Source organism: Desulfuromonas acetoxidans DSM 684 (assembly GCF_000167355.1).
GTDB lineage: Bacteria > Desulfobacterota > Desulfuromonadia > Desulfuromonadales > Desulfuromonadaceae > Desulfuromonas > Desulfuromonas acetoxidans.
Window position 1 is genome coordinate 47,218 of sequence record NZ_AAEW02000002.1, and the last position, 24,013, is coordinate 71,230.

Sequence of the window (24,013 nt, forward strand, 5' to 3'; positions counted from 1 at the left end):
TCTGATTTCTTTTAGATTGATCCCAGATTGACCCACATACCATTTCGTCAGAGAGAATCCTCTATGACTTTCCTACCCAGCTACCAGTGCGCGTGAGCAATGGATCAACTTCCTTTACCGTCACCTACTCGGTTAAAATACCCCTTGTGACATCTTCAAACGAAACACAGCAAAGGTCCGTGATCTGCAGTCCCCGTTTCCGTATATATCGACCTGTTCAAATAGATATTACCTCCTTGATATCAACCCTATCTACGGAGGTAACCCTTATGAAACAGTACGCTTGCTTGAAAGACATTCAACAATCCGACCTTGCCCCACCACTTGCAGCATTGATTGAACAGATCCTGACTGTTGAACTATCGATCGCTCACAGTTCCCGCCTTGAAGCCGATGACGGCGCGGTCTTCCTTCTGGAGCATTGCGACACGGATAAAACCGTGATCAACCAATTCGGGGCAATGTTTCATCGTATTCCATTTGAAAGCATTGAGCATATTTCCAACGCCGAGGCGTATCTGTGCCGACTGCTGCGTGACAATCAGTGTGTAATCACCCTTATTATCCCGGACAAGAAATGGCTCCCTGATAGCTGGCGAAAGAAAATCACGGAGGAACTGTCATGAGTCTTCCCACCTTCCCCGACTACGAAAGGCATTACAGTTCCGAGAAGCTGACGATGAAATTGCAAGATCTCTCGGGCCGAGCGTTACGTCTGATCGTACTTAAGGCCTGCTTGCTATATGAGCTGCTCAAGGCCAAGGAAACACCCTACGCCGTTAGACTTTCTATTATCGCCGTTCTGGGTTATCTGATCTGCCCGATAGATGCGATACCCGACCCGTTACCGGGTGGCTTTGTTGACGACATTGCTCTGATGACGGGGATACTGGCATCCCTCAATAACCTGATAAGCCGGGAGATCAAACAATGCGCGGAAGAACGTGCTGAACAGTTTGGTCACAGCTCAGGAGACTTACCATGATCCGTATTACATCGACCCAACAGGCAGAATCCCTCAAGGGGATTCTGCCTGAACTTGTCATCAAGCGGATGCAAGAGTTTGAAGGCACAGACGATATCTATGATCCAGACATCTTCGGCTATCTGATCTGGCTGGAGCCGGGTGATGACCTGACTCAATTAACCGACCTGGCTCAAGGCGGCCTTTATGACCTGTTGGACAATGAATGGCTGGGCTTCGAGCATGTTGAGCTCCACCGCGAAGTAGGCCGGGATATTTACGAAATGGTGGTCGCTATTGATGCTGACAAGACCATCGCGGTTTTTCTGGAAGCTGGTCCTTGGCTTGATCTGCATCTGATCGAAGTTCTCAAGGCGGAAGCTGCGGCTCACTCTTCTTAACCTTTCACACAAACAGCGAATAAACTTCATGAACCAATGCGCCCTGATCCCTTATCGGATCAGGGCTCTATTTTTATCAAGGAGTCTTACATGACAATTGATACACAGGCATGTCCCTATCGCCTCAGCACCAAACTGGTATCACTTCTCAACCATGAACTGCAGCGACTCAATTCTGACGTGAGCGGTGATATCATTCTCCACTTTCGAGATCACAACTACAGCGCCGAGAGCGGTGGCTTTCACCCCGTGGAGATCATGATCCGTTCCTCGGGTCAAATTGCCTACATCACTGATTTCGCCTACGTCGGTGTCGGCCCCTATGCCGAATTAACAAAGGAACTCGACTTTGATTTTGGCTTAGGGGTCTTTGGTCACATGGGCCGGGATTATGACATTGCCACAGGCAGAGCGCTCTTTGATGTGTGGCAAAAGAATTTTGTCTGCTATTACGCCATGGGGAGTTACAACGTCACGAGTGATCCCTCCTAACGCGTCGTTCTTCGACTCAAAACCAACCTACTACCAACCCGTGAGTTCCTTCATTCCCGGCAGTGGTCATATTTGATGACCCTGCCGGGAGACGACCCACTGATCTCACAGATGACGATCCTTTTTTTGATCCCATTTTTGACCAATACAACGGAGTGTAATAATGACCAGAACCAAAACAAAACGGATGACGGTGCGGGTGATCGAGTCCCTTCCCGGTCCGCCATCAAACTCAAAGACGTCCAATATTGAATATTCCGTGGCTCAGGAAACAAACCTGTGTCTCGCCGTGTATAAGAACGGTTCACGTTCCTGGCGCTTTAAGCAGAAGTTTCGCGGCAAGCGGTTATTCATCACCATCGGCCCCTACCCGCTGTTCAGCTTACAGGAGGCCATTGATAAGACCCGCCACTTCAAAAGACTGATTGCTGACGGGATTGATCCGCGTCAGGAGCAACAGCCACAGTCCCAACTGACCCTGGCGCAATTCGTTGAGCAGGATTTCTTGCCCTATGCAAGGAAACACTACAAGACCTTCCACAATCAGCAAAACATGCTGGATAAGCGGATCATCAAAACCTTTGGGGCAACACCACTGGCGGATATCTCAAAACGGGAGGTCATGCTGTTTCACCAGCAGGTGTGTGATGAGACCAGCGGCACCACGGGGAACCGCCACCTAAGCCTGCTGTCGTCCATCTTTAAGTTGGCACTGGAATACGATTTACTGGAAAAGAATCCCTGCCGGGGGATCAAGAAGGCCAAGGAAAACAGAAGCCGTGACCGGTTTTTACAGGAGGATGAATACACTCGTTTCATCCAGGTGTTACAGACAAAGCTTGACCAGCCTTCGGCCTGCGCGATCTTTTTACTGATTGCTCTGGGAATGAGGAAGTCCGAGCTCCTGAGCTTACGCTGGGAAGATGTCAGTCTGGCAGATCGCCACCTCCACCTGCGCGACACAAAGAATGGTGAATCACGCTACGTGGCACTGAATTCGGTCAGTCATGGCCTGCTTACAAAGATGAAGCAGAAACGCAAAGCGTCGAACCCTTGGGTATTCCCGTCACGCACGAGTTCGGAATCGGGGCACTTACAGGATGTGAGAAGGACCTTCGCGACGGTTTGCCGTGAGTCAAAGATCACCGGTCTGAGGATTCATGATCTCAGACGCAGCCACGCCTCTCACTTATTGAACGCCGGTGTGGACATCTCCATTGTCGGTAAGATTCTCGGTCACAAATCTCTGAAGAGTACACAAATCTACGCAAAAGTCGCGACGTCATCTCTGGCCCGAACCAGCGAAATCGCATCGAGGAAAATCGAGGAGGTCATGAACCAAGCCCCGGATTCTTAGATCTGGGGCTTCATTCTCCCTATCAAGATCGATCTTTTTTTAGCGAGTTATCAAGGTGTCGACAGAATCGTATTTATTCCAGTCAAACCCCGCCATCCATTATCATGCAAACCCTGCTACCTGCTCTTATCTGAAATCTGCCAGACTTTCTTATCAAAAAAATCTATTCCCCGTTCTAGCTTGAACTGTTATGGACATTTACAGGAATAGCTCCTGCTCACCCTTAAGCCCGTTCTTTTCGATCCAGTCGGCCAAAATCAATAAGTCTGGATGTCGATGTTCGCTTGCAATGAATGACCTCAACAGATTCTTATCATGTACAGTCAACATAGAAAGAGAGGAGGACTCAGAAAAAAAACTCGGATCCATCTTCCAGGGAGACCAATCAACGCCCAGCTCTGCGCACAGTGAACCTACCTGAGAAGCGATATGGAGCCCGGCTGGGTCAGGGTCACTAGCGATAAAGACTGGAGTAGCAGAAAGCTGAAGAAGGTGCTTGATACAGATCTGCCACCAACTCGGGGCGAAACCAGGAAGCCAGACGATTCCCTCTTCAGACGCAGAGTTTTTGACGACGCGCTCGAAGGACGTCAAGTTCTCGACAAATCGCCAGCAAGAGATTGGATTATTGATCTTGGTGATAGTCAAAATTTGCTGTTGAGTGAGACCTATCTGGCCGGGGAGAAGTCGTAAATCAAGAGCCCCCTCCTCAGTCGAAACAACCGAAGGTAATTTGATGTAAAGAAGAGGGGTGTGTCCCGAGATTCCAACCTCCTCAAAATCGATATTCGATTCGAGCCAGTCCCATTCGGAGGATGTAATGGCTTTTGTTGTTCCTCGGGCAAAAAGAGAGAAGTCACGCTTAGTACCGAATCGCTTTTCGGTTATCCATTTGTCCAGCGAGCAAAGTAGTCCATGGCGTTTTAACCGTGTTTCAGGACCAAAGGCGGTCAAATGATCTGCAGCGCAGAGGAGGATAGGTCTGAACTCCCCTTCAAGATTATCCGCCTGTTCCTGCAAGGTGGTCCGATTCACTAATCCAAGTTTTTCTCGCAAATCCTCGTAATAAAGAAATGTGATCCACGTCTTTTCCCACCCTTGGGATGTGCGTTTTTCCTCCGTCTCCAGCCAGCCGTGGTTTAATAGAAGGCTGATCAGGTCTTCTGCCAAAAGCGTGCCGGTGAATCCGGCTTTTTTACGAATCGTAGACCATTTCTTTCGGGGGGTGATGTCCTTCACCCACGAACGGATCATATCTCTCTGATCTTCTGCAAGGTGCCCGAAGTCGGTGGGAGGTGTAAAGGACGGTCGGCAGAATCGTTTTCCTTTAAGGGTACTGCGTTCACCAACACCCTCGGTTGTAACGATAATCTTTGGATCTATCGTCATGCGGCGTCCTCTGTTTTTTGACGTCGTGCCCATGCAATTTGGGGTGCCCAAGGTTCAGGGGAACGCCAAGTTCGGGTAGATAACGTAATATCTGAAGTTTCAAAGACCTTGATATCGTGGGTCGAGGGGGTGGTCAGGACGAACTGGGCACCGCTTGATCGCAAGAAATTGCTAACAAGGGCGATGTTCATGACATCCAGATGCGCGAATGGTTCATCGATAAATATGAAGCCTCCGCTTTCACCCTGATCCATCATGAGACTGACAAGCAAGATGAGGCTCTTGATGACCTTTTGTCCCCCTGACGTCTCATCCGTTTCCTTGCGATCAAATCTGAACTCGATCTGCAAACCGGCACTGGCAAGAGACAGATCATCATTTACGAGAACAGGCATTTTATGTCTGACTTCAACTCCGGCGATAGCTGAAAGTGCACGGACATTTTTGATATATCGGTTCAGCGTCGCTTTAAGAACGTGGATGTATTGTTCTCGCGCGTGTTGGATCTCCATTAACGCCCGGTTATTATCCCCACGGCGTTTAGATACCGTTTCCTCTTTGGTCTTGTATTCAGCGACTAGACGCGCGCCAATCTGAATGACAACAGGGTCTGTTTCCCATTCTTGACTTTGTAAGTCATCTTGGCGTAGCTCAAGTGCTTTTTTAGCACCAGCGAGGGTTTCATGTTGCGCCTTTAGGTCAGCAAGAATCTCTTTGGTTCGACCCGAAACAGGAATTTTAAGACGAATACTTAGGATAGACTTACGCCAGTCCTGTAATTTTGATTGTTCGCCCTTGATTGTTCTTTGTGCGGCAAAAATATCCTCATCCATGGTTTTGATTTGACCCTCAACATTGCCGAGGGCTTTATTCAGGGCGTTGATGGTGTTTTCGAATCCGACCCTTTTTTTGGAGGCTCCTTCTACCTGACTCTCAAGACTATCGTGCTGCTCCTGGATTTCTGGAAGACGTTTCTCTGCATCTGTAAACTCATGTAGTTTTGATTTCAGCTCAGCGTCCGCATCCCAGCCGTTGAGTAATCGTTGACAATCTGTAATCGTGTCCTTTGCAGTATTCAGTTCCTCTCCGAGTTTTCCCGCCTCTTCTCTGAGGTCCCGTAGCCTGACTGCAATTTCTTCCAGTTCTGCACGCACCGCACCAGTACCAAATGTGAACTTGCTACGCAAATCCACCCCGACGTAACGACCACCCCTTTGTGTGCTGTGATAGCCTTTTCTGGTTATATAGTCCTGCCCCTGGGGGAGAAAGTTTCCTTCATGGACATCTTCCACGCGCATCGTCCGATTAAGTAAGTCGATGACCCAGGATTGAACAGGGGCAGAGAATTCAACCATCTCTAAAATTGAGCCGACGCGAGGCTTTGGTTTGTCTTTTCTATCCGCCGTGATCAGTGAGCGATACTTCTGATCTTCTCCAAAAACTTGTGCCTTTTTTCGGTCATCAGGGTTATCCAGAAGAATTGTAAACGCTTCGCCTGCTATCAAGCCTTCAATCGCTGGCTGCCAGCTCGGCTCAGGAATTTCGACTGTATCGCGGAAAACCTGCGCCGACACCCCAGCATTTTTTAATGCCTTTATGAGGTCGTCAGTCGGTTTAGGTAAATCCTTCTGGTTACTGACTTCCAAACGAGTTTGTCGGCCGGTATCCTCTTTAATCTGTTTTGAGATCTCTTTGATCCGGTTTTCAATCCGAGCCTTATCTTGATGAGCTGCATCGAGTTTCTGTGTGAAATCTTCAGCGTCAAAACCATCGTTACGCGTTGTAACCAGACTCTCAAGGCGCTCTTTTTCTTGCAGGGTCTTTTTGAGACTAGTAAGTTGCTGTGACACACTGCTAAAGCTCGCACGACAGGAATCTTCTTCACTCTGGGCAATGCATTTACTGCTCTCTGCTTCTTGAATCTGAGTGTTAAGACTTGAAAGAGTCTGGCGTCGTTCTACAAGGGTTTCTCTCTTTTCTGCCACTTTACGGCGAATCCCTTTGATGTTCCTTCGGGCTCCAACTGACTGCTCGCTTTGTTCCATAAGTTCCATGCGAGGGATATCTTCGGTCAATAACCTATAGACGTCCTCGGTCTTGCGCTTCCACTCATTGTAGTTATCGATTTTCCCCTGATTTGTCTGAATCTCAAGGCCAAGTGATGCCAGATCTCGGTCAAGTTCGTCGAGTTCTTGCTTAATGATGGCCTGGTCATCTTTTGCCTTTTGGTAATTATCGAGGGTCTTCTGCTCCCCATACGCTTCAAAGACCAGATTCAGTATTTCTCGGGGGGAGCGTGTGCAGAGTTCATCCGTTGCTCCCTGTTCGAGGGTCAAAACTTTACGAATGGCACCACGTAACCCCGCTTTTGCTAGCAAAGAGTTGTATTCGTTCAGACCGAACCAGTCTTTACCAGCTTTTTCCTCAAGCTGTTCGATAGGGACATCCCCTTCAAGAATACAGTAGTGACGTTCCCAATCGCCTCCCTTGCGACGGATACGACAGGCGAGGGTTACTTCACTGTTGACGATGGGGAAAAAGGCCGCAAAACCTCGAGCAGTTCGCTCGTTTTTGACGACAGAACGTAACCATGATGTGGCCATCTTCTTCCGACGCACATAGCGTCGATAATCGCGTTCAGAAGAACAGCGGATGCCCAAAAGAGTCCGGATGCCATCCAGAAGCGTTGTTTTTCCCGACCCATTCGGCCCTACAACGGTATTGATCTGCCCATCCAGCGGGATAGCTATTCTTTGCCAGAAGTCCCAATGGACAGCTTCAAAGTTCTTGAATTCGAACATTGTTCTCCCCCTCCAACACCATATCATCCTCTTCATACTTATCATCGTTGACATCATCGATCGACTGATCAGGATCGCGGAGTAAATCCCCCAAAGTTCCATCAATAATCCGAGACCCAAGGAAGTCGTAATCCAGAGCCAAGTCTAGGATAGGCCCTTCCATCAGATCGTTACCGCGCATTGTAATGAATCCATGACGCTTCAAGATTTTCAGGTTGATGTTGATCCGACTCTTTCCGCCAAGTTTTCGACCAAAATCGTTGATCAATGCAGAAAGCCGGACAATAGGTTTTTCGACATCCCGGACGGTGACCAGAACGGGGGAGGGTAAAAACGACATCTGCGGTTCTTCTTCTACGCCGGCTGAATATTGTCGTTGCCGTTTCGGTATAATCAAAAGCGCCCACAAAATGACAAGAAGAGCGACGGCATCCTTGGGCAAATTGAAGTTGTTCGACAAGTAATGGGTGTCCTGGCCCATCACCTGATCCGTGACTTGCGGAGCCAGTCCAATGGCGACATGGTCTGAAAAGGGATTTTCCAAAAGGCGTAATCCACATGATTCTAATCGCGACAGCACATTTTGTCTAAACTCTTCGTTTGTAATAAGAGGAGCTACCATTTCATCGGTTCGTGGCAGCCATCGGTGCGAGATCAGTCGAGCAACAAGAGTTTGTGCTTGGTTGTGCATCATGCCGATTCTCCAGTCGGGGTAATCGCTCCAGCCGAAAGTTCTTCGATGCCGCAGCGTTGTATTTTTGTTGGAACATCAGAGTTATGGATCTTCATTTCCAATGGAAGCCCTGCAAGAATCTTAACCGGATTATTCTTTTCCAGTTCTCCGCAGCGCCCAATCAGGGACAACAATGATAGACGATAAGAGGATGTTGCAAAGTCCTCTCTTGGAACCACTTCCTCAATAGGCATTGAGGACTTGACCTCTACCAATTCGCCATGAAGATCGTGCAGCGGCTTGTAGCTAAGGAAGTCAAACTCAACCCCCGTCAGTTCTTCGGATTCGGGGAGAGGTGGAATGATATCTTCTTCTTGGGCTCCTTTTTCAGCATCCATAACGTCCTCAGCGATATCGGCAAGGATGTCTTCCAGAACAAATGCCTGCTGGGGAGTGGTTGGACAATATTGCTCCCCAAGAATGACCAGATCTTCTATCGACTGACGTTCCAACCAGTTGGAGATGTCCGATGTCGATACCCCCCTACCTATCATAACTTGATTCTTTTCAATCAAGTTCAGTTCAGACTGGAATCGCGCCGCGATATGAAGCATCTTACTTTGGCGCCCTCCGATCTCTTGAGCAAGACGATGAACGCTGATATCCGCTTCAAGATCCGCACTTATCGACTCAATCACCTCTGTCCCCTTAGAGACCCAGGACCAAACGGATTCAAGCCGAGCTTCAGCCTGCTTAATCCGTTTCTCAGACCCTGATAAGAGCGCACGATCAAAGAAGCTGTCCAGATCCGTCAAGCGGCCCAGGAGGTGTTCCATCGCATCAGAATTCACTTTGCCGAGTGCCTGGCTAGCAGCAATCTGTGAGGTGATATAGCCGATCTCACTGCCGTCCTCTTGTCCAAAGGCCAGAATCGTCGACAAGGAGGCTAAGGCCATGCGTCCTAATGGGCTGAGTTCGTAGGCTCCGACTTCCGGCAGATATGCCAACAACTTGTTCTTTTTGAGAGTGAGCAGAGCCGAGTTAAACTTAACCGGAGCCAAGAAAGAGAATAACCGTTCTAAATCGCGTGATGTCCACTGGGGTTGTTCTGAACGACTACCGATTCCCTGCAGTATCAAAATTCGCACCAGAATTGAGTTCGAAGAGCCTGAAAACAAAGCAGAGAAAACGTCGAGAGTCTCCTGAGCTTGCTTGAGACGAAACACTCCAGGCAGATCATCGGGGTCGATGTTCGGATGAAAAAAAGATGCAAGGTCTTCGACCGGCCGCTCTTGCTCAGTCGATTGGTCCTCGGATTCGTTGGGTTCAGACATTTTGCCCCTCCAGCAATGTCAGTATTTCCTCGCGGTTTTCAAGAACCACTTGTTGAATGTATGGATTTGGTGATGGGTCAAGCAGGCGCATATGCCCTATTACATAAAACAGGCAGGCTTGACGCACCTTCAACACCGCTTGTCCGGCTTTCATTTCATAATCGAGTGCCACAATCTCTTGCTTATCTTCGGGAAGGTCAGGATGAGGCCTGAGAATAAGTGAAACTTTTGTATTCCATCCCTTGTCGTGACGTGGATTCCACGACTGTTTTCCCTTACTTCTGCTCGGTTGAGTCTCAACCGTGCGACCGATTCGACCTAAAACAAAATCACGGAAAGATTCAGAGGCAAAATCATAAGCCCTCACATGCCATCGCCGGCCATCGTGGACATAGTGATGAGGTGCAATAATGCGATGTCGTGTTGTGCTTTGCGACAATGAACTGTAATCAATCGTCACCCAGGATTTCTTTTCAATTGCTCGCTGAATCACGCGCAAATGATCGGGGCTGACATGGCGAAGTGGAAAGGTCACATGCTCAGCATATTGCCCGACTTGCTGAAGTAGAAATGTCTCGGGAGCGGTATCAATAAAAACGGGTTTAAATGTGTCTGTCACATAGTACGTTTTGTCGCTCAGGGAGTAGGTCATGTTGTTTTCGGCCAACTCCTTGTACTGCGCAATATCCAAGCTGACTTGGGGCCTAGACACCCCCGTCTTGTCGATAACCGTTTGCCTCTTGAGCTGACCCGACCAAAACAGCTCATGCTCGATAAACTCGAGACGCTTTCGTACACTCCACTTAAGATCGCTAGGTATTTCTGCTGCCCGCATGATTCCTCGTCGAATAAAAAATAGACCCAGGCTAAATAATAGACTCATCAAAAACAAAAGACAAGCTATTAGTGCAAGAGTTCGTAGATGGGTTTCGGTCGGAAGGAGTGGTCTAGTTTGGAGATAGAATGCCTAGCAGGGGGGTCGTGTCCGGAATTAATCATGCATATTCATGACTAAGTACAACATTTTTTCACTAATGGACATCAGCATCACTGTCTTTACTTGGAAGAACTGCGTGAAGGTTGTGAACGATGTGAAGGATATTTTGCGATAAAAAATTCACCATATGTGCGCATTCCGCTTCAAACCCACAGGATTGCCATATGACCCTGGCAAAACATAAGTCCCTGGAATCATATGTGAATAGTTATTGCGGTGTAACGTTGCCATTGGGGTTATATCAATTAAACGGCGATCAGACCGTCTGCTCACGAACGGATCGCTTACTTTTTTTTTCGCTTGAGTGGTGCCAAGCGGGTGTAGGTACTTCTAAAAGCCATTCCATTACCTTAGGCAGTACGAACTTTTGGATACTGTTGTTCACTCGGGAATGGTCATGGCGAAACGAAAACCACAAATATCATCACTAGCCGATGCGATGTCAGCTAAAGGCCCAGAGATTGACTCTGGTCTGAAATATGTGACGTATTCGTTTCATAGTGTCCCAAACCTGTACCTGAGCGTATGGCAAAATGGCTCTCGAAAATTTCACTTCAAGATGACCTTTTTGCACGAAACGACTTTCATCGCGCTCGGTGCCCTCGGAGAAATCACACTGCCGGATGCTGTCCAGAAAGCACAACTGTATCGACAGATGATCCAGGAAGGCCTGGACCCTCGCCGTACTCTCACTGAGCGACGGATAAAAACCCTCGAGAAATTTTGCCACGAGTATTTTGAAGACTTTATTGACCAGAATCACAAGCATCCGAAAAAGTCTCGCCACATGCTGAAGAGATGGATTCTACCGGTTTTTGGTCACATTCCCCTTAAGCAGATCGATTCGAGGCTGGTCAGCGAATTCGTTCAGCAGATTCTGACGACCGTCAGCCAAAAAACAGAACGCAGAATCTCCGGCTCGACGGCGAAGCAGGCTCTCTCACTGCTGTCAAAACTGTTCCAGTGCGCTATCGACCAACATCTTGTGGATGCGAACCCCTGCGACGGTGTACGTCGCCCCAAAGTAAACAGATCTCGTGAGCGTTATCTTTCAGGCGACGAATACCCTCGATTTATCAAGGCAACTATGTCGCTCATCGATCGACCTCAGGCCAAAGCTATCATGATATTGGCTGTCCTGGGTCTGAGACCCTCAGAAGTCTTGGGTCTTGCTTGGTGCGATGTTCATCTTATTGACAACCGGATCCATATCAAACAGGCGAAAAACGGAGAGAGCCGCTTTGTGACGTTGAATTCGGTCGCCCGGGATCTGTTACAGCAACTCTATGACGCACGAAAAAAAAGAGCAGTGTGGGTCTTCCCGTCTCGCGGAAAGTCGTCTACAGGTCACCTCCAGAGCGTATCCAAGACCTTTGAACGAATATGCAATATGGCCGAATTGCCAGAGTTCAATCTGTATGATCTGCGCCGATCACACGCAACTTTCCTGCTTCAATCAGGGGTTGACTTGTTCACGATCAAGGAGGCCCTCCACCATAAAACTCTCGCGAGTACCATGGTTTACGCCAGAGTTTCTAGCGAGTCGATGGTAAATGCTAACGAACTGGCGGCACAGCGTGCCCTGGAGGCTATTAGCGGTCAATTTGAGCCTTCCGGTGAAGGATGTGAGGGGTGTGAAGGATAATCTTGTTCCGAAAATTTTATGGATCAATTCGGGATCTCCGCTTGAGCACACTCAAGCGGAGATGCTGTGTTTAGTCTCCTTGTCAGCCATAACAGTAGCTAACTTTTAACTTATAGGAGGAACACCATGGAACATGAAAAATCACCTGTCTTACCCGATTTTGAAGCTGACCCCTTACCCCTTGAAAAAGGCCCTGAACTTGATTGCGACACGCTGCAAACGGATTACGGTAATGCCCTACGTATCAAGTTCTATTTTGACAGGCTGATCTTCTTCCACCATGCGCAAAAAAACTGGTTTCGCTGGACCGGTTGTCACTGGCAGCGGGACACGAATCAGTGCCTCACCTTGCAGATCGTTGAAGCGATCCGCAAAATCCTCACCGTTGAAATCCCGTGGCTTCGCTACCTGAAAGAAGATAAGCAGCGCGATGATATCGCGTTTCCAGATACCTCGTTTGTTGAGAAAAGCCTGAGCCGCTCTAAAATCAGAGCCGCCGGTTTACTCGCTGCGGACCTGATGCCACTCCCCGCCCATCTGGATGCCCACAAAGAGCTGCTCAATTGTCAAAACGGAACTGTAGATCTGAAGTCTGGTGAGTTAAAAGATCATGATCGTGAAGACTACCTGACAAAGATCGCTCCTTTTGCATTCGAGAAGGACGCTCAATGTCCCCGATTTATCGCCTTTCTTGAACGGGCATTCCCGGACAACCCGGAAGGGATCGCGTTTATCCAAAAAATCTTCGGTTATTCGTTAACCGGAGATGTGTCAGAGAAAAAAATCTTCATCCTCTGGGGCGCTGCTGGTAACAATGGAAAAACCCTGTTGTTCAATGTGTTCCGTGGCATCCTGGGTCAGTGCTTTTGTGTCCAGTTGGCCAGCGAATCGCTGGTGAGTGGCCGAATCAATGCGATTCGCTCCGATATCGCTAAATTGATCGGTTACCGCTTTGTCACGGCTTCGGAGACCGACCGCCGCTACAAATTTAACGAAGCCCTGATCAAACTTCTCACCGGCGGCGATGCCCTTACAGCTCGTCACCCTCACGAGCGTGAATTCGAGTTCACTCCTGAACTCAAGCTCTTCATCGGCACGAACGCCAAGCCCGAGTTTACACTATCCGATCAGGCTATGCTGAACCGCGTTTGCATCATTCCGTTTCATGTGTCGATCCCGCCAGAAGAGCAGGACAAGCAGCTGACCCAGAAGCTGATAAACGAAGAAGGTGAAGGAATATTAGCTTGGGCAATTGAAGGGGCACGGTTGTGGGCCAAGGAAGGGTTAGGTGAAAATCCATTTGACCAGGATTCGGCTTCCGTCATCACTCCCGTCATCACAATTGACCAATTCATCAAGGCGTGCTGTACGCAAAACCCTGGTGACAGGGAGAAGACGCATGACCTGATGACCGCTTTCAACCTATATAAAGAGCATACGGGGGACGAGTCACCCGCAGTCAACGTCAAGGCTTTCAGCAATATGATCAAAGGGTTCGGCACGGAAGCTAAGCATCATCGCGACGGGAATTATCGCGAGCACATTGCCTTAAACGCGTTCGGACGAAGCTTTTTGCGCGACAGCTCTGAACCCGAAACCTTGGACGATACACCTGTCCACTAACTTTCAATCAGAAAACGATCCCCGCTTGGCAGCCACCAAGCGGGAGTCGGTACTTCCACAACGTTATCTCTTATGGTCAAGGGCAACTAAAACCTCGAGGAGATGACATGGAAACATCGAAAGAAATACCATCCTTTACAGAAATCCCGACCCATTACGCTCGTTTTTTTGATGTTGTTGAGTTCCATAACAAAAAGCCGATTTACAACTTCGCCTACTTTGCCGCGCTCGATGCGGAGTGGGTAACACGCTTTCACAAAAACCGCCCGATCTCTACTCAGGTGGCAGTGGCCTCACGGCACTCAATAACCAACACCATCTATTATGAACCAAACGGCAAAGCCCCGACCCTGCCCGAAATTGCTGAGAGGATCATCCTTGCAGCGAATGGTGGAAAATTTCCAGAGTCTCACCGACGGGCAAAAATTTTCATCAACATCGTTGCCCACCACAGCACCGCAGAGATGTCGATCCTGGCTGATCGTGACGTCCCGTATGTGACCGAAGCGATCTCGCTTGTTCGTAACTCCCCCATCGTCCTGCTGGCGCCCATCTCATTCACGATCAAGGGGGACTGCGAAGTCCATGTGAGAATCTCGGACACCATCCTGATCGCCCCTGCCACTCACCGCAGTCTGAAGAACTTATCAACCCTCCTCGGCAAAAAAGACGCCCTGAAGGAGGAGATATCCCAGCATCACATCGAGAATATGGACATCTACCTGCGCGAAGACCCGCAAGGGTTCGAGCGATACGCATTGAAAGATTCTGAGGTAACACTGCGGCTGTTCTTCCTGCTTCAGGATGCCCTCAATCAACTGTCCACCGGGAGGATCGAGCGGCTCTATGTCACCATCGGCTCGGCGGCTGTGCATGCCTTCCTGAAGAAAAATTCCTGGGTCAAAAAGCATCTGAAGAAACTGCAGTCGAATGAGTTCACCGACGCGATCAGGCTGGTCAAAAGAGCGTATTTCGGCGGACGGAACGAAGGACTCTTGGTAGGACAGACTTCCAATTTCCCATCAACCACCAATAAAACATGGGTCGATATCGATGAAAAAGGTGCCTACGCTACCCTGATGTCGATGATCCCAGTAGTCGACCTTGGTGGGAAAGTGACGACGCTGTTCCAGACCTACGAATTGTCCGAGGACCGCGTCCAAGCGTTGTTGGCCGACAATGTTCCCCTGGATGCGATCAACCGGGCAAAGGAGGCTCTCAACAAATCTCCAAAGGATCTGGAGTGGGCGCTGCGTGGGATGAAAAGGGGGATTGCCGGTCGCATCCGCAAGGCCGCATGCGTCTACAACAACAACCTGCTTATCAAATGGCATAAGGAGTGGGATCTGAAGAAGGTGAGCGGCGAGGTTCCAGCCTACCTGGTTCCCGGTTTTGCCTGTGTCCGGTTCAAGTTTCCCTCATCTGTGCTGTACCCCTGTCTGCATGTTCACCATCCCCGCTATGGTCTGGTCTATCCGTCTTCAGGGATCACGGTTGCCACCCACCAGGAGATCATGCTGGCGTTTGATGCCGGTGCCGAGATCGATGCGATCTGGTCGCTGGAGTTTCCTGTTAAACGAGCAGCGGACGGCTCTGTCACCATGTACCTACGAGAATTTCTTTCTGAGTTGGCTGTAAAACGCAATGAATACCGGGCAGCATCAGATGCGGGCGACGGCTCAGCAGCCGTCTATGAAAAGCTGCTGAAGGAGTTCATGAACAGCCTTTACGGAAAATTCAGCCAAGGGGTCAATCCGCGTAACGTCACCTGCGCCAGCACGTTCGAGACCAAACCTCTCGGCCCCTCCAAAGTCACTGACCCGATCGTTGCCGCCCTGACCACCGGCGCAGGTCGAGCGACCCTCTCCTCCCTGATGTTCGCGGTCGAGGCGTTTAATCAGAGTCGCCCAGCTGAGCAGTGGATTGATATCGCTAGCTGCACGACCGACGGATATCTAGTCGGTCTCCCTTCTGACGAATCCTTTTCTGTCGCCGGAACCTATTACGTTGAAAGCGAGCTTGAGTATGAAGAAGATATTTAAGATTTTAAAGCCGAATAAGGCGGCGGACTGGAGCGTCTCGGCCGTTCTTGAGGCCTTCGATTGTGGTCAACTGGAGGAAGAGTTTAACCGCCTTGTCCCCTTCCAAATGTACCAGCAGGCGCGACGTCGCCTAGCACCGGACGAGGGGGCATGTCTAGAGATCAAGGGGATGGCGGATAACGTTTCGGCCGTTAAATCGCGCGGTCAGATCGGGTTCGACAGCTCGGGAGAACACGTCTTGATCCTGGCGAAGTTTTCGATCAAGCCTCCTCTGAAAGAGATCATCAAGGATGGTTCTGTGAGGCGTTTCGTTCTGGCAAACAAGGAGTTGCTACGTAACTTTGAAGGGCGCTGGATTCAGGCGCAGATCGATGAGACGCAGAACGGTCGCGACGAGATTTTCACCTACAACCTGTACACCCTGCCGACCTACACAAAAATCATGAAAAGTGACGGGCAACTTGGGCTGGTGGAGCAGTGTGCTCTCCGCAAGTTCAATAGCGACTTCGATATGAAAAGGCTGCCCGTCCTTGCCCGGACTCAAACCATCATAGCAGGGCGATTACTTCCCCAGCCCTACACAGTTCCGTTTTCATCTTTGGAGCAGATGAAGATCCACCGTCATCAGGTCGACAACATCCGTCGCAGTGGCCGTGTTGCCCGCCCCGATGAGGTCATCGATCGGGTGCGACTGCGTGGCAAAAGCGTTCGTTTCCAGGGGGGAGAGGCTGCGACCGTTGTCAGAACTATTCTGCGCGGGGTGACTCAAGGCAAGCTGCTACGTATCGGCGACGGTGCCTTTCCAGACTATCCCGAAATTGCCCGTCTTGTCTCGACGCAATGGAAAAAACTACCGCCGAGTCTGCAAGGATCTAAAGCGCAGTGGTCAACGACTGATGTCAAAAACGCGAAACGCGCCAATTGGGAAGAAGGGTTTATTCGTCCCCACCCGCTGCTGAAAAAGCTGACTGCTGAATTGTGCGCGGTCCTTTTGATCGACTGGTCTGATGCTGAATCGCGTTTGTTTTATGGTGACGATGTTCAGGACAACCGCGTCCTGGTGACGGAGGTGGCCAAGTTGATCATGAACGGGCGCTGTTTCCCCCGCTGGCGCGAGTTGTATCGAGCTGGAGAGTTACCTGGGAAGGACGCTCTCTTGTTGTCCTTTCCTGAGGTTATTACCCCTACGATACTTGAAACCCTCAGTGACGGTGAATACACCCCCAACCCGAGGCCGACATCTGATCGCGTTGAGGTGGAATCCTATTTTCGTCGCCTTGGCTTGAAGAATGCTGACGGTCGCGCACTGGCGCGGATTATCGCCCCTACGACACGCGAGCGCAGCGCTGCTCCGAAAAATCCAGCGGCTCAGTCCTGCCTGGAGAATTTCGTCACCTGCCTTCTTCAACCCGAATTTTCCAAGATCCGCCCTCCTGTCTGGTTGATCAAAGAGGAGCTGAGCGAATTTGGCCTGTCAGAAAAAATTTACCGCCGAATCCGACAAACTCGCTTCATTCCTCATCAGCTGAGTCACTCTGCCTCCAACCGCAGTCAACTGCGAAAAATGGCTCGATTGCTGGGTTTGGACCCCGCCGTGTTTATCGAGTTGACCATTGATCCCCCCGCTTGAGGGAACTCAAGCGGGGGAATTTTGTTGTCTGTCTACATCCGTTATTGTCTCAGTTATGAAAACTGACGCCTTTTACATCCTCGAAAAGAATGTACACGTTACCGCAATTCTGCGGGCGGTTGTTGATGACGACAAAGTGAGAACCAGGCGTTACACGCTGAAGGAAATGATGGACGCTCTGTTTAAAGGAGGAGAGCTATCAGTTTCTGAACTAGTTGGAATGGTCTATTTGATCGCGACGAATGCATATCACCAAGAAAAGGTCGCTGCGAAAACAGATCCCAAAAAACGCAACATCAGGCTGCTACCGCTTTCTGTCGTGGGTCAGGTGAAGCGGCAACGCAACGATCATGCACCCGAACCGCTGGAGGGCGATATGGAACCTTTTGAACAATTTTTAGCGGACGCATTAAAGACCGCGAGAATCAGCCTTGGTCTGCCAGAGGACAACGCCACTGAGTTCTCCTACCCGCTTACAACTGCAGTTCGCAATGCCATGAGCTGCAATCAAATAGTGGATTACCTCGCTCAGGTTGAAACGGAAGGCCCGATCATGTCGGGCCGGATTAACGAGGTATTACAAGAGCTAAAGCGAATTGACCCGGACAACTTCAACTCGAATGAATCCACTCTACTCGAAGCAAAGACCAGAGCCCACCTCAGTGTTATGTCGATTGAAGGCACCGGGAGGGACATGGCGGTTTCGATTGTTAATCCCTATGGTCGCATGATTCGGCTGTCGATCAGGCGCTTTGAGCTTCTGGTTGAAAACCTCGATGTGACCCGCTCACTGGGCGATCTCGTCCGCGAGATCGAGAAAGGAGATTTCCGACAAACGTATATCAACACGAAGGTACCAAATGGTGAGGTTGTGGCTCGTTATACCTCGGAAACATCAACTCTGCGGGCAGCGGTGATCAGTGTTCGCAAAGGCGATGTCGAAGACGTGGCGGAGTTCATCCTCGATGCAGACGCAGTTGTCTGTACTTATCTGGCCGTAAAACGGTTGCGGCTGGACTATACACGCTTCATCGTCCTTCGCGATGAAGCAGGATCTCGGGTCGATTTTGACCCTTTTGACTAGACAAGGAGATACAAAAAATGGATGTAAAAACGAATACGGTGGCTGGCTGCGAAAGCTTGCCGGAGCCCCCAGAAGGTTCTTCAGGGGTATTGAGGGCTGTTTTTTCTTCGACGATGGACAACGCTAAGATTCGCAAGGGGCTGTCTAACCTGTCGACCTTCCCTCCCTTCGACATCAAAGCGAAGACTCCAGCACCATACAAGGGAAAGCCGTTCACACCCGCAGAGATTGGTCTTGTCAACTATGGCAAAGAAATCAAGGTGGCACTCGCGGCAGAGGGGGCTCTGCCACGCTACATTACCCCTGAAAAGTTCGTTGCCATGATCGAGTTTGCTGACAACCCGAAATACGCGACCGTCGAATTGCAAAGTCCCAAAGCACCGGCGGATCGCCGCGATGGACTCGGTCAGCTTCTGGGGCGTGTCCTGCCTGACCACAGTGCTATCAATATCGCCATGGGGAACCAGGGGGTTCCGATCCGTAATGAGTCCGACATCCTGCGGATCGACAGTTTTCAGATTGATGCTGGCAAGCTGGCCGCTTACTACCTAGTGTGTCGCTATCAGATCATGGGCGAGGACCGCTTGGCCGATCTCATCGCTGGTTATGAGGGGGCTCGCTATTTTGAGCTGCCGGATGGTAAGTCTGGCGTGTCAGAGTCCATTTCGAACCTGCTTGGATAAACCATGAGATCACGGTCGTATGGTCGTCCTATATGCGATAAAAACCGCCTGGGACTTGCGTTAGCAAGTCCCAGCCATTGTTTTTTTCTCCATGCTGACAAACTGATAGCCTTAAGGGCTGCTCCTGGGGAGTTCCGGCTGATCAAGCGGCGCAATAAACACCCTGAGAAGGCGATTGGCTATCACCCTGGGGGAATACTCGGACGGTTGGATATCGGCAAAACTGGCTGGGTGAGAATCTGCCTTTTTCTTGGCGAATGTGGGCAGAATATAGAGCTTGATGGTAACGGTGGGCTTTTGAACGTATTGCGCGAGTACCATCATGTTTTGCGACTGTCGGAATTGGATACGTTTATGGATAGTTTGACTCTTGTTATAAGGCAAAGGGAGCAATTTGCTGAAGCTGAGTCTTTGTTCGATTCTCTGCCTTTTCGGGGGCTACTTGGCAAAAGTCAGGGGCATGGCCTGGAGTAAAGTCCTTACGCAATAGCGTGTTTGCTGTTGGGGGGCTCCCCCACATCCCCCTATAGTGGTGAATATGCCCTTTCCTTGCCAACTTACAGGAAACTCGTTAACATGCTTTTTTCTCAAAGCTAGGGATAGATCAATGTCAAACGCACCTAAAAACACCCCTGAAACAGCATTACCGCTGGCCGGATGGGAAGCGGAAAAAAGCAACCTCATCTCTCGAATGGCAATAGCCAAGCGCATTGCTGAAGTTCAACTTGATGGTTATACCAACGACGATATTGATGACATCTGGGAAACCATTAAGCCCGCTCTCTTCTTTGAAAAAGAGAGCGAATGCCAAAGAAGCCAAGTGCATCATCCTCCCATCGATCGGCTCTTTGATGTAGCAATCTACATTGACCGATACACAAATTCGGTTTTGGAAGGTGAAATTGCACCTGAAGATCTCTGTGCTGTCTATGCGCTGAAAACGATTCAGTACGCAGAGACTCTGGATGAAATTTTGCCTGCAGCCTTAGTCTTAATCGATGCATGGCGTGCTCTTTCATTCAGACCGAGATCTGCACACCTTAACAAAAGTCTTAAAATTAAGCAGAGTCATATAGAAAAAGCGCAAAAGGCAAATAAAGAAGGTCTTTTACAACGTGACAAAGAAAGACAGGTGTTTTACGTTTTTGCCGCCTATGAGAAAATTTTTGACGCCCTCCAGAATCAAAAAAAGACTGGAAAACTAACGCCAAAGTCGCCCTTAAATAAAGATTTGTTGAGGCTAAAAAAGAGAAGATATAACTACGAATATGCTGCAGAGGAAATTCGGCATATCTTAGCAGAAGATGGCACCATCGATCCTGATAGCGATGATTCATTATCGCTGGATCAAATCATCTCAATTATTAAACGCTATGATAGAGAGAAAAAGCTCGAGCAAGATAACTTGAAGAGAAAGGCAAAGGTTGTTGTCGTTTCCGACACTCCCTTTCGATGGCCCGAAAAGGCGTCAAAAACACGAGGAAACGTTGAAGTGCTATCAGGGGAAATACCAGAGTTCCACGACAAAGACCGCACAGATATACATGACCAGGTTAAAAAATGGCTGAAAGAAAAAGAATTTAGAGATTCTATCGAGAATCGGATATCTGAGCTGTTTGGATAAATTATTTAGAGCTCCAGGCCACATAGCCTGGAGCTCTTTTCTATTCAGGAAATGCCCCTTCCAAACCGTCTATAGAGACGGGGTAGAACCCCCTTGGCAGGCAATCTCCGTAGTCAGCTAGGAAAGTCTCCATATCGCGATAGGAGCCAGGGCTAAACTGACATAGATTAAGCGGAGGTTTCCGCTAACCACAAACATCGTGTCGGATCTTTGGCGTCCTTGCAGCCTTCGGCGCGAAAATACCCGACGGATTGCGCTTCGACCATAACAACGTGAGCATTTTGTCCTGTCAGTTTAAAGGTTTTACCGTGCTTTTGGGCGTATTTATTGGCAGAACACATCAGTTGTAAAATGCTGTAATCGATATCACTAACTTCAGTTAAATCAATCACGACAGAATCATTGTTTTTCAATAGTGCAAGCAGATCATCCTTAAGCTTGCGGACGACAGCAATCCCCAGGTTACCGCGGACAGCGAGGACCTGACAGGGACCTCCCTCACTATTTTGGATGCTTTTACGTTCTAATTCGTACATGGTGCCTCCCAGAAGGGCCATCAGCCGACTTTGCAAACAGAAACACAAACTCCGAGATTTCAGCTCGTTAAAATCAATGGCTCAAAAAATTCGTCATCGGAATCAAGCGCTGATAGTCCTCGTAACCTAACGAACTATCCCAGTGCCCCGTTACCATTCCGAGAGTAACTCCACCGGCATAAACAACCAAAACGACAACAGGAAAAGTCCAACGCGGCAGTGAAGCTGACCAGAGTGAAAGTTTCATCTGTACGGCCGCAGTCGGGCAGGCATCAACACAGGAAAGACAGCCAGAGCATTCAGGACTACTGACGGTTTTAAGACGGTGAACGTTCAATCGAGACGGGCAGGCGCGACTGCAAAGACCACAATCAGTACAAGTCAAAACATTGCGACGGATTTTCAACGGACTGAAAAAACTGATCAATCCCAGCAAGGCACCATAAGGGCACAGGTAGCGACACCAGAAATTTTTATAGAAAAGAGAGAACCCCGCCAATAGAAGAAGAACAAATATGGTCGTCAGCGACATATTAGTAAAAAAGTAAAGCATTTTGACATCACTGATCGCCCAGTAGGGTGTTTGCAAAAACTGTTCAAGAGCATAAACAGGCATATCAAGTACCAGGATTTTGACGAAAAACAGCAACAGGAGATATTTCCCCCCGCGTAACAATAAATCCAACCATCCCCACATATGAAAACTGCGCCCGAAGAGCCACTTGCCAAACTTCCAGAGTCCCTCGGAAACGGTACCGACCGGACAGAGCCAGGAGCAAAATGATTTTTTTGCCAACAAACTCATTGCTAAAAATGTGAGAAAAAGAACCAAGGCTGCCGGATGAATCCGGTCAACCTGACCCGTATACAGCCAGTGTTTTAAACTTGCCAGCGCGCCAATGGGTAAAAACCCTTCAACGCCTGCAGGTCTATTGACAAAGAAGGACTCTCCCTTCATCGCAAAATGTCTGACAAAAAAACCAAACTGGATTCCAATAATCAAAATCCAGACAAAGAAGCTCCATTGCACAATCGAGCGTACAACCGTCATTTTTTCAATGTTCAACTTAATTTGCATGTCATTTCTCCTTTAACCTTGAGCGCCGTTCAACATGCTGAAAAACTCATCTCTCAAGGCGTCCATTGACAGCTGTGTCAAGCTGATGTATTCACCCCAGGTTTTCATGCCGTTTTTCACATTCAGATAGATGCTTTGTGGAATTTCACCAGTCTTTTTCGAGAGCAAGGTCGCTATAACCAGCTCCTGATTGGAAGCACCCGCGTTCCGAAGGTCTCGCAAAGCCCTCTGGTCGAGGATGGAATAATGAACAAAAACATCCTCAACAACAGCTTGGGCCATAAATTCTTTTGAGACACAGGCTTTCAAAGCCTGAGCCAGGGAATTTCGTTGTGTTTTAATTGTTGGTGATAAAGAGCTCAGAATGGCGCTCCATTCTCCCTGCGCCCTTTTTTGAGCTAAAAGACGTTGCGCTGGGATATCAGCTATCTTTCCAATCCAAGAAGCAATCCAAAGATCATCGGAGGACACTCCATTTCTTTTCTGTTTTACAACCGACTTTCTGTCCGTATTAAACACTGCGGCAAAAAAGGAATTTTGCACTGACGCCAAATAATACTCATCAGCGGCGGCCGGTTGATCAGGGTTATAGCTCATGTCCTGAAAGCAATGACATGTAATCGTTGGTATGGCTGTTACTGAAAAAGGGAAAAGCAAAACCATTAAAAGACAAAAAAGGCCTCTTTTAACCATGGGGCGTCTCCTTCATGCATTGATTGTTACGGTAAAGGCCTTCCTGGCGCCTCTTTTCAGCCGTTTTACTGATCCAGGTATCTTCGACCAGATCAAGCCCAAGCTTGCCGATCAGAGTTTTCAGGTAATCGAGATGGGGGCATGTTGGCGCATGATAATTGTCTTTAGTGATACAAGAAGAAAGATGCACAACAATGTCCTCTTTACTGATCCCGTCACGCTTTTGTGCCTGACGTATCAAGTTCGTCAGTTTTCGATGAAGTGCTCGGCCGCAGCAGCCGCCACACGTCAATGAGAGACTGCGAAAATTTATGGTTTCGGGATATACGGCAAAACTACCGGTTCGATCATGCAGAGCCTTTTCGCAATGAAAACCTGAACAACGCTCTTGAACGATGTGGCACTGTACAATCACCAGATATGTCTTTTCCTTGATCTCGGTCATTTTTTCTCTTTTCCTTTATCTTCGTGACAAATTTTCAAAACCAGTGTTTCGGATATTTCCGGTGATAAACCAGATTGTTTGTTATGAGAGCCGTCAACAGCAGGATTAACGCTCCGAGGAGCACGGGAATAACAATATATTCCGGCCCTGCGCCTCCTTGCACACCGATCAAAGCCGTGGCACCTCCCGGAGGATGCGTTGTGTGGGTTACGTTCATGACAAAAATAGCTAGCCCAACGGCCACGGCAATGGCAAGTTGGCCGGTACCCAAAAGCGCTACCACACAGACGGCAACCACAGCGGAAACAACATGTCCGGCAATCACGTTACGCGGTTGCGCCAAAGGTGAGTCTGCAGCGCCGAATAAAAGAACAGCAGAAGCTCCAAAGGAACCAATCAGCAACGGAAAATCCAACAGCTCGGTAAGCCCAAAAATGACCAAAATACCGAACGTCCCACTAAGGAAGCTCCACAATGAATCGTGAAATGTCATCGAAGAGCGTGGCCCCACCAGAGGCGCAT

At 49.1% G+C, this 24,013-nt stretch carries 23 protein-coding genes; 13 read left to right on the top strand and 10 right to left on the bottom strand.

Annotation, left to right across the window (positions count from 1 at the left end; translation table 11 throughout):
- The first annotated feature begins 269 nt into the window (after window positions 1-269).
- The 5 genes from DACE_RS01610 (at window position 270) to DACE_RS01630 (ending at window position 3,214) form a co-directional block, all read left to right on the top strand.
- Complete coding sequence (locus DACE_RS01610) at window positions 270-626, top strand: hypothetical protein (RefSeq protein ID WP_040365885.1); 357 nt, start codon at window positions 270-272, stop codon at window positions 624-626.
- Window positions 623-985 (top strand): YkvA family protein, encoded by a 363-nt coding sequence (locus tag DACE_RS01615; protein WP_005997801.1) that lies wholly within the window; start codon window positions 623-625, stop codon window positions 983-985. The genes DACE_RS01610 and DACE_RS01615 overlap by 4 nt, the downstream gene beginning before the upstream one ends.
- Window positions 982-1,365: a hypothetical protein gene (locus DACE_RS01620; protein ID WP_005997803.1), complete on the top strand. Its 384-nt coding sequence runs from the start codon at window positions 982-984 to the stop codon at window positions 1,363-1,365. Before DACE_RS01615 ends, DACE_RS01620 begins: the two co-directional genes overlap by 4 nt.
- 90 nt (window positions 1,366-1,455) lie before the next feature.
- Window positions 1,456-1,857: a DUF2787 family protein gene (locus tag DACE_RS01625; protein WP_005997804.1), complete on the top strand. Its 402-nt coding sequence runs from the start codon at window positions 1,456-1,458 to the stop codon at window positions 1,855-1,857.
- A gap of 163 nt (window positions 1,858-2,020) precedes the next feature.
- Window positions 2,021-3,214 (top strand): site-specific integrase, encoded by a 1,194-nt coding sequence (locus DACE_RS01630; RefSeq protein WP_005997805.1) that lies wholly within the window; start codon window positions 2,021-2,023, stop codon window positions 3,212-3,214.
- Between the two features lie 198 nt (window positions 3,215-3,412).
- Here the strand turns inward: DACE_RS01630 and DACE_RS01635 are convergent, their stop codons facing one another.
- From DACE_RS01635 to DACE_RS01655, 5 genes are read right to left on the bottom strand one after another with little or no spacing between them, the layout of a single operon-like run.
- Window positions 3,413-4,603 carry a hypothetical protein gene (locus tag DACE_RS01635; protein WP_005997806.1) on the bottom strand — a complete coding sequence of 397 codons (1,191 nt, stop codon included), beginning with the start codon at window positions 4,601-4,603 and terminating at the stop codon, window positions 3,413-3,415.
- Complete coding sequence (locus DACE_RS01640; protein WP_005997807.1) at window positions 4,600-7,404, bottom strand: ATP-binding protein; 2,805 nt, start codon at window positions 7,402-7,404, stop codon at window positions 4,600-4,602. Before DACE_RS01640 ends, DACE_RS01635 begins: the two co-directional genes overlap by 4 nt.
- A complete protein-coding gene (locus DACE_RS18305) occupies window positions 7,382-8,098 on the bottom strand; it encodes a hypothetical protein (RefSeq protein WP_005997808.1) in 717 nt (238 codons plus the stop codon). Before DACE_RS18305 ends, DACE_RS01640 begins: the two co-directional genes overlap by 23 nt.
- Window positions 8,095-9,411: a hypothetical protein gene (locus DACE_RS01650; RefSeq protein ID WP_005997809.1), complete on the bottom strand. Its 1,317-nt coding sequence runs from the start codon at window positions 9,409-9,411 to the stop codon at window positions 8,095-8,097. Before DACE_RS01650 ends, DACE_RS18305 begins: the two co-directional genes overlap by 4 nt.
- A complete protein-coding gene (locus DACE_RS01655) occupies window positions 9,404-10,246 on the bottom strand; it encodes a helix-turn-helix transcriptional regulator (protein ID WP_005997810.1) in 843 nt (280 codons plus the stop codon). Before DACE_RS01655 ends, DACE_RS01650 begins: the two co-directional genes overlap by 8 nt.
- Window positions 10,247-10,805: 559 nt before the next feature.
- On the opposite strand from DACE_RS01655, the gene DACE_RS01660 reads away from it, so the two are divergent.
- From DACE_RS01660 to DACE_RS01695, 8 genes are all read left to right on the top strand, one after another.
- Window positions 10,806-12,053: a site-specific integrase gene (locus tag DACE_RS01660; RefSeq protein WP_040365886.1), complete on the top strand. Its 1,248-nt coding sequence runs from the start codon at window positions 10,806-10,808 to the stop codon at window positions 12,051-12,053.
- A gap of 126 nt (window positions 12,054-12,179) precedes the next feature.
- Window positions 12,180-13,676, top strand: a complete 1,497-nt coding sequence (locus DACE_RS01665; RefSeq protein WP_005997812.1) for a DNA primase family protein — start codon at window positions 12,180-12,182, stop codon at window positions 13,674-13,676.
- A 107-nt stretch (window positions 13,677-13,783) separates the two neighbouring features.
- Window positions 13,784-15,718 (top strand): hypothetical protein, encoded by a 1,935-nt coding sequence (locus DACE_RS01670; RefSeq protein WP_005997813.1) that lies wholly within the window; start codon window positions 13,784-13,786, stop codon window positions 15,716-15,718.
- Entirely contained in the window at window positions 15,702-17,348 is a 1,647-nt protein-coding gene (locus DACE_RS01675; RefSeq protein WP_005997814.1) for a hypothetical protein, read from the top strand. Before DACE_RS01670 ends, DACE_RS01675 begins: the two co-directional genes overlap by 17 nt.
- A gap of 55 nt (window positions 17,349-17,403) precedes the next feature.
- Window positions 17,404-18,432: a hypothetical protein gene (locus tag DACE_RS01680; RefSeq protein ID WP_040365888.1), complete on the top strand. Its 1,029-nt coding sequence runs from the start codon at window positions 17,404-17,406 to the stop codon at window positions 18,430-18,432.
- 17 nt (window positions 18,433-18,449) lie between these two features.
- The gene (locus DACE_RS01685; RefSeq protein WP_005997816.1) at window positions 18,450-19,115 is read left to right on the top strand and encodes a hypothetical protein; all 666 of its coding nucleotides are present in this window, start codon (window positions 18,450-18,452) and stop codon (window positions 19,113-19,115) included.
- A gap of 3 nt (window positions 19,116-19,118) precedes the next feature.
- On the top strand, window positions 19,119-19,589 hold the full coding sequence (locus tag DACE_RS01690; protein WP_040365889.1) for a hypothetical protein: 471 nt from the start codon (window positions 19,119-19,121) through the stop codon (window positions 19,587-19,589).
- Window positions 19,590-19,722: 133 nt separating this feature from the next.
- Window positions 19,723-20,739, top strand: coding sequence for a hypothetical protein (locus DACE_RS01695; protein ID WP_040365890.1), 1,017 nt, complete (start codon window positions 19,723-19,725; stop codon window positions 20,737-20,739).
- 167 nt (window positions 20,740-20,906) lie between these two features.
- Here the strand turns inward: DACE_RS01695 and DACE_RS01700 are convergent, their stop codons facing one another.
- From DACE_RS01700 to DACE_RS01720, 5 genes are all read right to left on the bottom strand, one after another.
- Window positions 20,907-21,275, bottom strand: a complete 369-nt coding sequence (locus tag DACE_RS01700) for an STAS domain-containing protein (RefSeq protein WP_005997818.1) — start codon at window positions 21,273-21,275, stop codon at window positions 20,907-20,909.
- Window positions 21,276-21,348: 73 nt separating this feature from the next.
- Window positions 21,349-22,353, bottom strand: a complete 1,005-nt coding sequence (locus DACE_RS01705) for a 4Fe-4S binding protein (RefSeq protein ID WP_005997829.1) — start codon at window positions 22,351-22,353, stop codon at window positions 21,349-21,351.
- Between the two features lie 12 nt (window positions 22,354-22,365).
- Window positions 22,366-23,046: a hypothetical protein gene (locus DACE_RS01710; protein ID WP_005997833.1), complete on the bottom strand. Its 681-nt coding sequence runs from the start codon at window positions 23,044-23,046 to the stop codon at window positions 22,366-22,368.
- Window positions 23,039-23,491 (bottom strand): CGGC domain-containing protein, encoded by a 453-nt coding sequence (locus tag DACE_RS01715; protein WP_005997835.1) that lies wholly within the window; start codon window positions 23,489-23,491, stop codon window positions 23,039-23,041. Before DACE_RS01715 ends, DACE_RS01710 begins: the two co-directional genes overlap by 8 nt.
- 34 nt (window positions 23,492-23,525) lie before the next feature.
- Window positions 23,526-23,984 (bottom strand): HPP family protein, encoded by a 459-nt coding sequence (locus DACE_RS01720; RefSeq protein WP_005997837.1) that lies wholly within the window; start codon window positions 23,982-23,984, stop codon window positions 23,526-23,528.
- Window positions 23,985-24,013 lie beyond the last annotated feature (29 nt).

What these genes read in the sequence shown, in the direction of transcription:
- DACE_RS01610 (WP_040365885.1), top strand. Translation starts at nt 270, where the DNA reads ATGAAACAGTACGCTTGCTTGAAAGACATTCAACAATCCGACCTTGCC.
- DACE_RS01615 (WP_005997801.1), top strand. Translation starts at nt 623, where the DNA reads ATGAGTCTTCCCACCTTCCCCGACTACGAAAGGCATTACAGTTCCGAG.
- DACE_RS01620 (WP_005997803.1), top strand. Translation starts at nt 982, where the DNA reads ATGATCCGTATTACATCGACCCAACAGGCAGAATCCCTCAAGGGGATT.
- DACE_RS01625 (WP_005997804.1), top strand. Translation starts at nt 1,456, where the DNA reads ATGACAATTGATACACAGGCATGTCCCTATCGCCTCAGCACCAAACTG.
- DACE_RS01630 (WP_005997805.1), top strand. Translation starts at nt 2,021, where the DNA reads ATGACCAGAACCAAAACAAAACGGATGACGGTGCGGGTGATCGAGTCC.
- DACE_RS01635 (WP_005997806.1), bottom strand. Translation starts at nt 4,603, where the DNA reads ATGACGATAGATCCAAAGATTATCGTTACAACCGAGGGTGTTGGTGAA.
- DACE_RS01640 (WP_005997807.1), bottom strand. Translation starts at nt 7,404, where the DNA reads ATGTTCGAATTCAAGAACTTTGAAGCTGTCCATTGGGACTTCTGGCAA.
- DACE_RS18305 (WP_005997808.1), bottom strand. Translation starts at nt 8,098, where the DNA reads ATGATGCACAACCAAGCACAAACTCTTGTTGCTCGACTGATCTCGCAC.
- DACE_RS01650 (WP_005997809.1), bottom strand. Translation starts at nt 9,411, where the DNA reads ATGTCTGAACCCAACGAATCCGAGGACCAATCGACTGAGCAAGAGCGG.
- DACE_RS01655 (WP_005997810.1), bottom strand. Translation starts at nt 10,246, where the DNA reads ATGCGGGCAGCAGAAATACCTAGCGATCTTAAGTGGAGTGTACGAAAG.
- DACE_RS01660 (WP_040365886.1), top strand. Translation starts at nt 10,806, where the DNA reads ATGGCGAAACGAAAACCACAAATATCATCACTAGCCGATGCGATGTCA.
- DACE_RS01665 (WP_005997812.1), top strand. Translation starts at nt 12,180, where the DNA reads ATGGAACATGAAAAATCACCTGTCTTACCCGATTTTGAAGCTGACCCC.
- DACE_RS01670 (WP_005997813.1), top strand. Translation starts at nt 13,784, where the DNA reads ATGGAAACATCGAAAGAAATACCATCCTTTACAGAAATCCCGACCCAT.
- DACE_RS01675 (WP_005997814.1), top strand. Translation starts at nt 15,702, where the DNA reads ATGAAGAAGATATTTAAGATTTTAAAGCCGAATAAGGCGGCGGACTGG.
- DACE_RS01680 (WP_040365888.1), top strand. Translation starts at nt 17,404, where the DNA reads ATGAAAACTGACGCCTTTTACATCCTCGAAAAGAATGTACACGTTACC.
- DACE_RS01685 (WP_005997816.1), top strand. Translation starts at nt 18,450, where the DNA reads ATGGATGTAAAAACGAATACGGTGGCTGGCTGCGAAAGCTTGCCGGAG.
- DACE_RS01690 (WP_040365889.1), top strand. Translation starts at nt 19,119, where the DNA reads ATGAGATCACGGTCGTATGGTCGTCCTATATGCGATAAAAACCGCCTG.
- DACE_RS01695 (WP_040365890.1), top strand. Translation starts at nt 19,723, where the DNA reads ATGTCAAACGCACCTAAAAACACCCCTGAAACAGCATTACCGCTGGCC.
- DACE_RS01700 (WP_005997818.1), bottom strand. Translation starts at nt 21,275, where the DNA reads ATGTACGAATTAGAACGTAAAAGCATCCAAAATAGTGAGGGAGGTCCC.
- DACE_RS01705 (WP_005997829.1), bottom strand. Translation starts at nt 22,353, where the DNA reads ATGCAAATTAAGTTGAACATTGAAAAAATGACGGTTGTACGCTCGATT.
- DACE_RS01710 (WP_005997833.1), bottom strand. Translation starts at nt 23,046, where the DNA reads ATGGTTAAAAGAGGCCTTTTTTGTCTTTTAATGGTTTTGCTTTTCCCT.
- DACE_RS01715 (WP_005997835.1), bottom strand. Translation starts at nt 23,491, where the DNA reads ATGACCGAGATCAAGGAAAAGACATATCTGGTGATTGTACAGTGCCAC.
- DACE_RS01720 (WP_005997837.1), bottom strand. Translation starts at nt 23,984, where the DNA reads ATGACATTTCACGATTCATTGTGGAGCTTCCTTAGTGGGACGTTCGGT.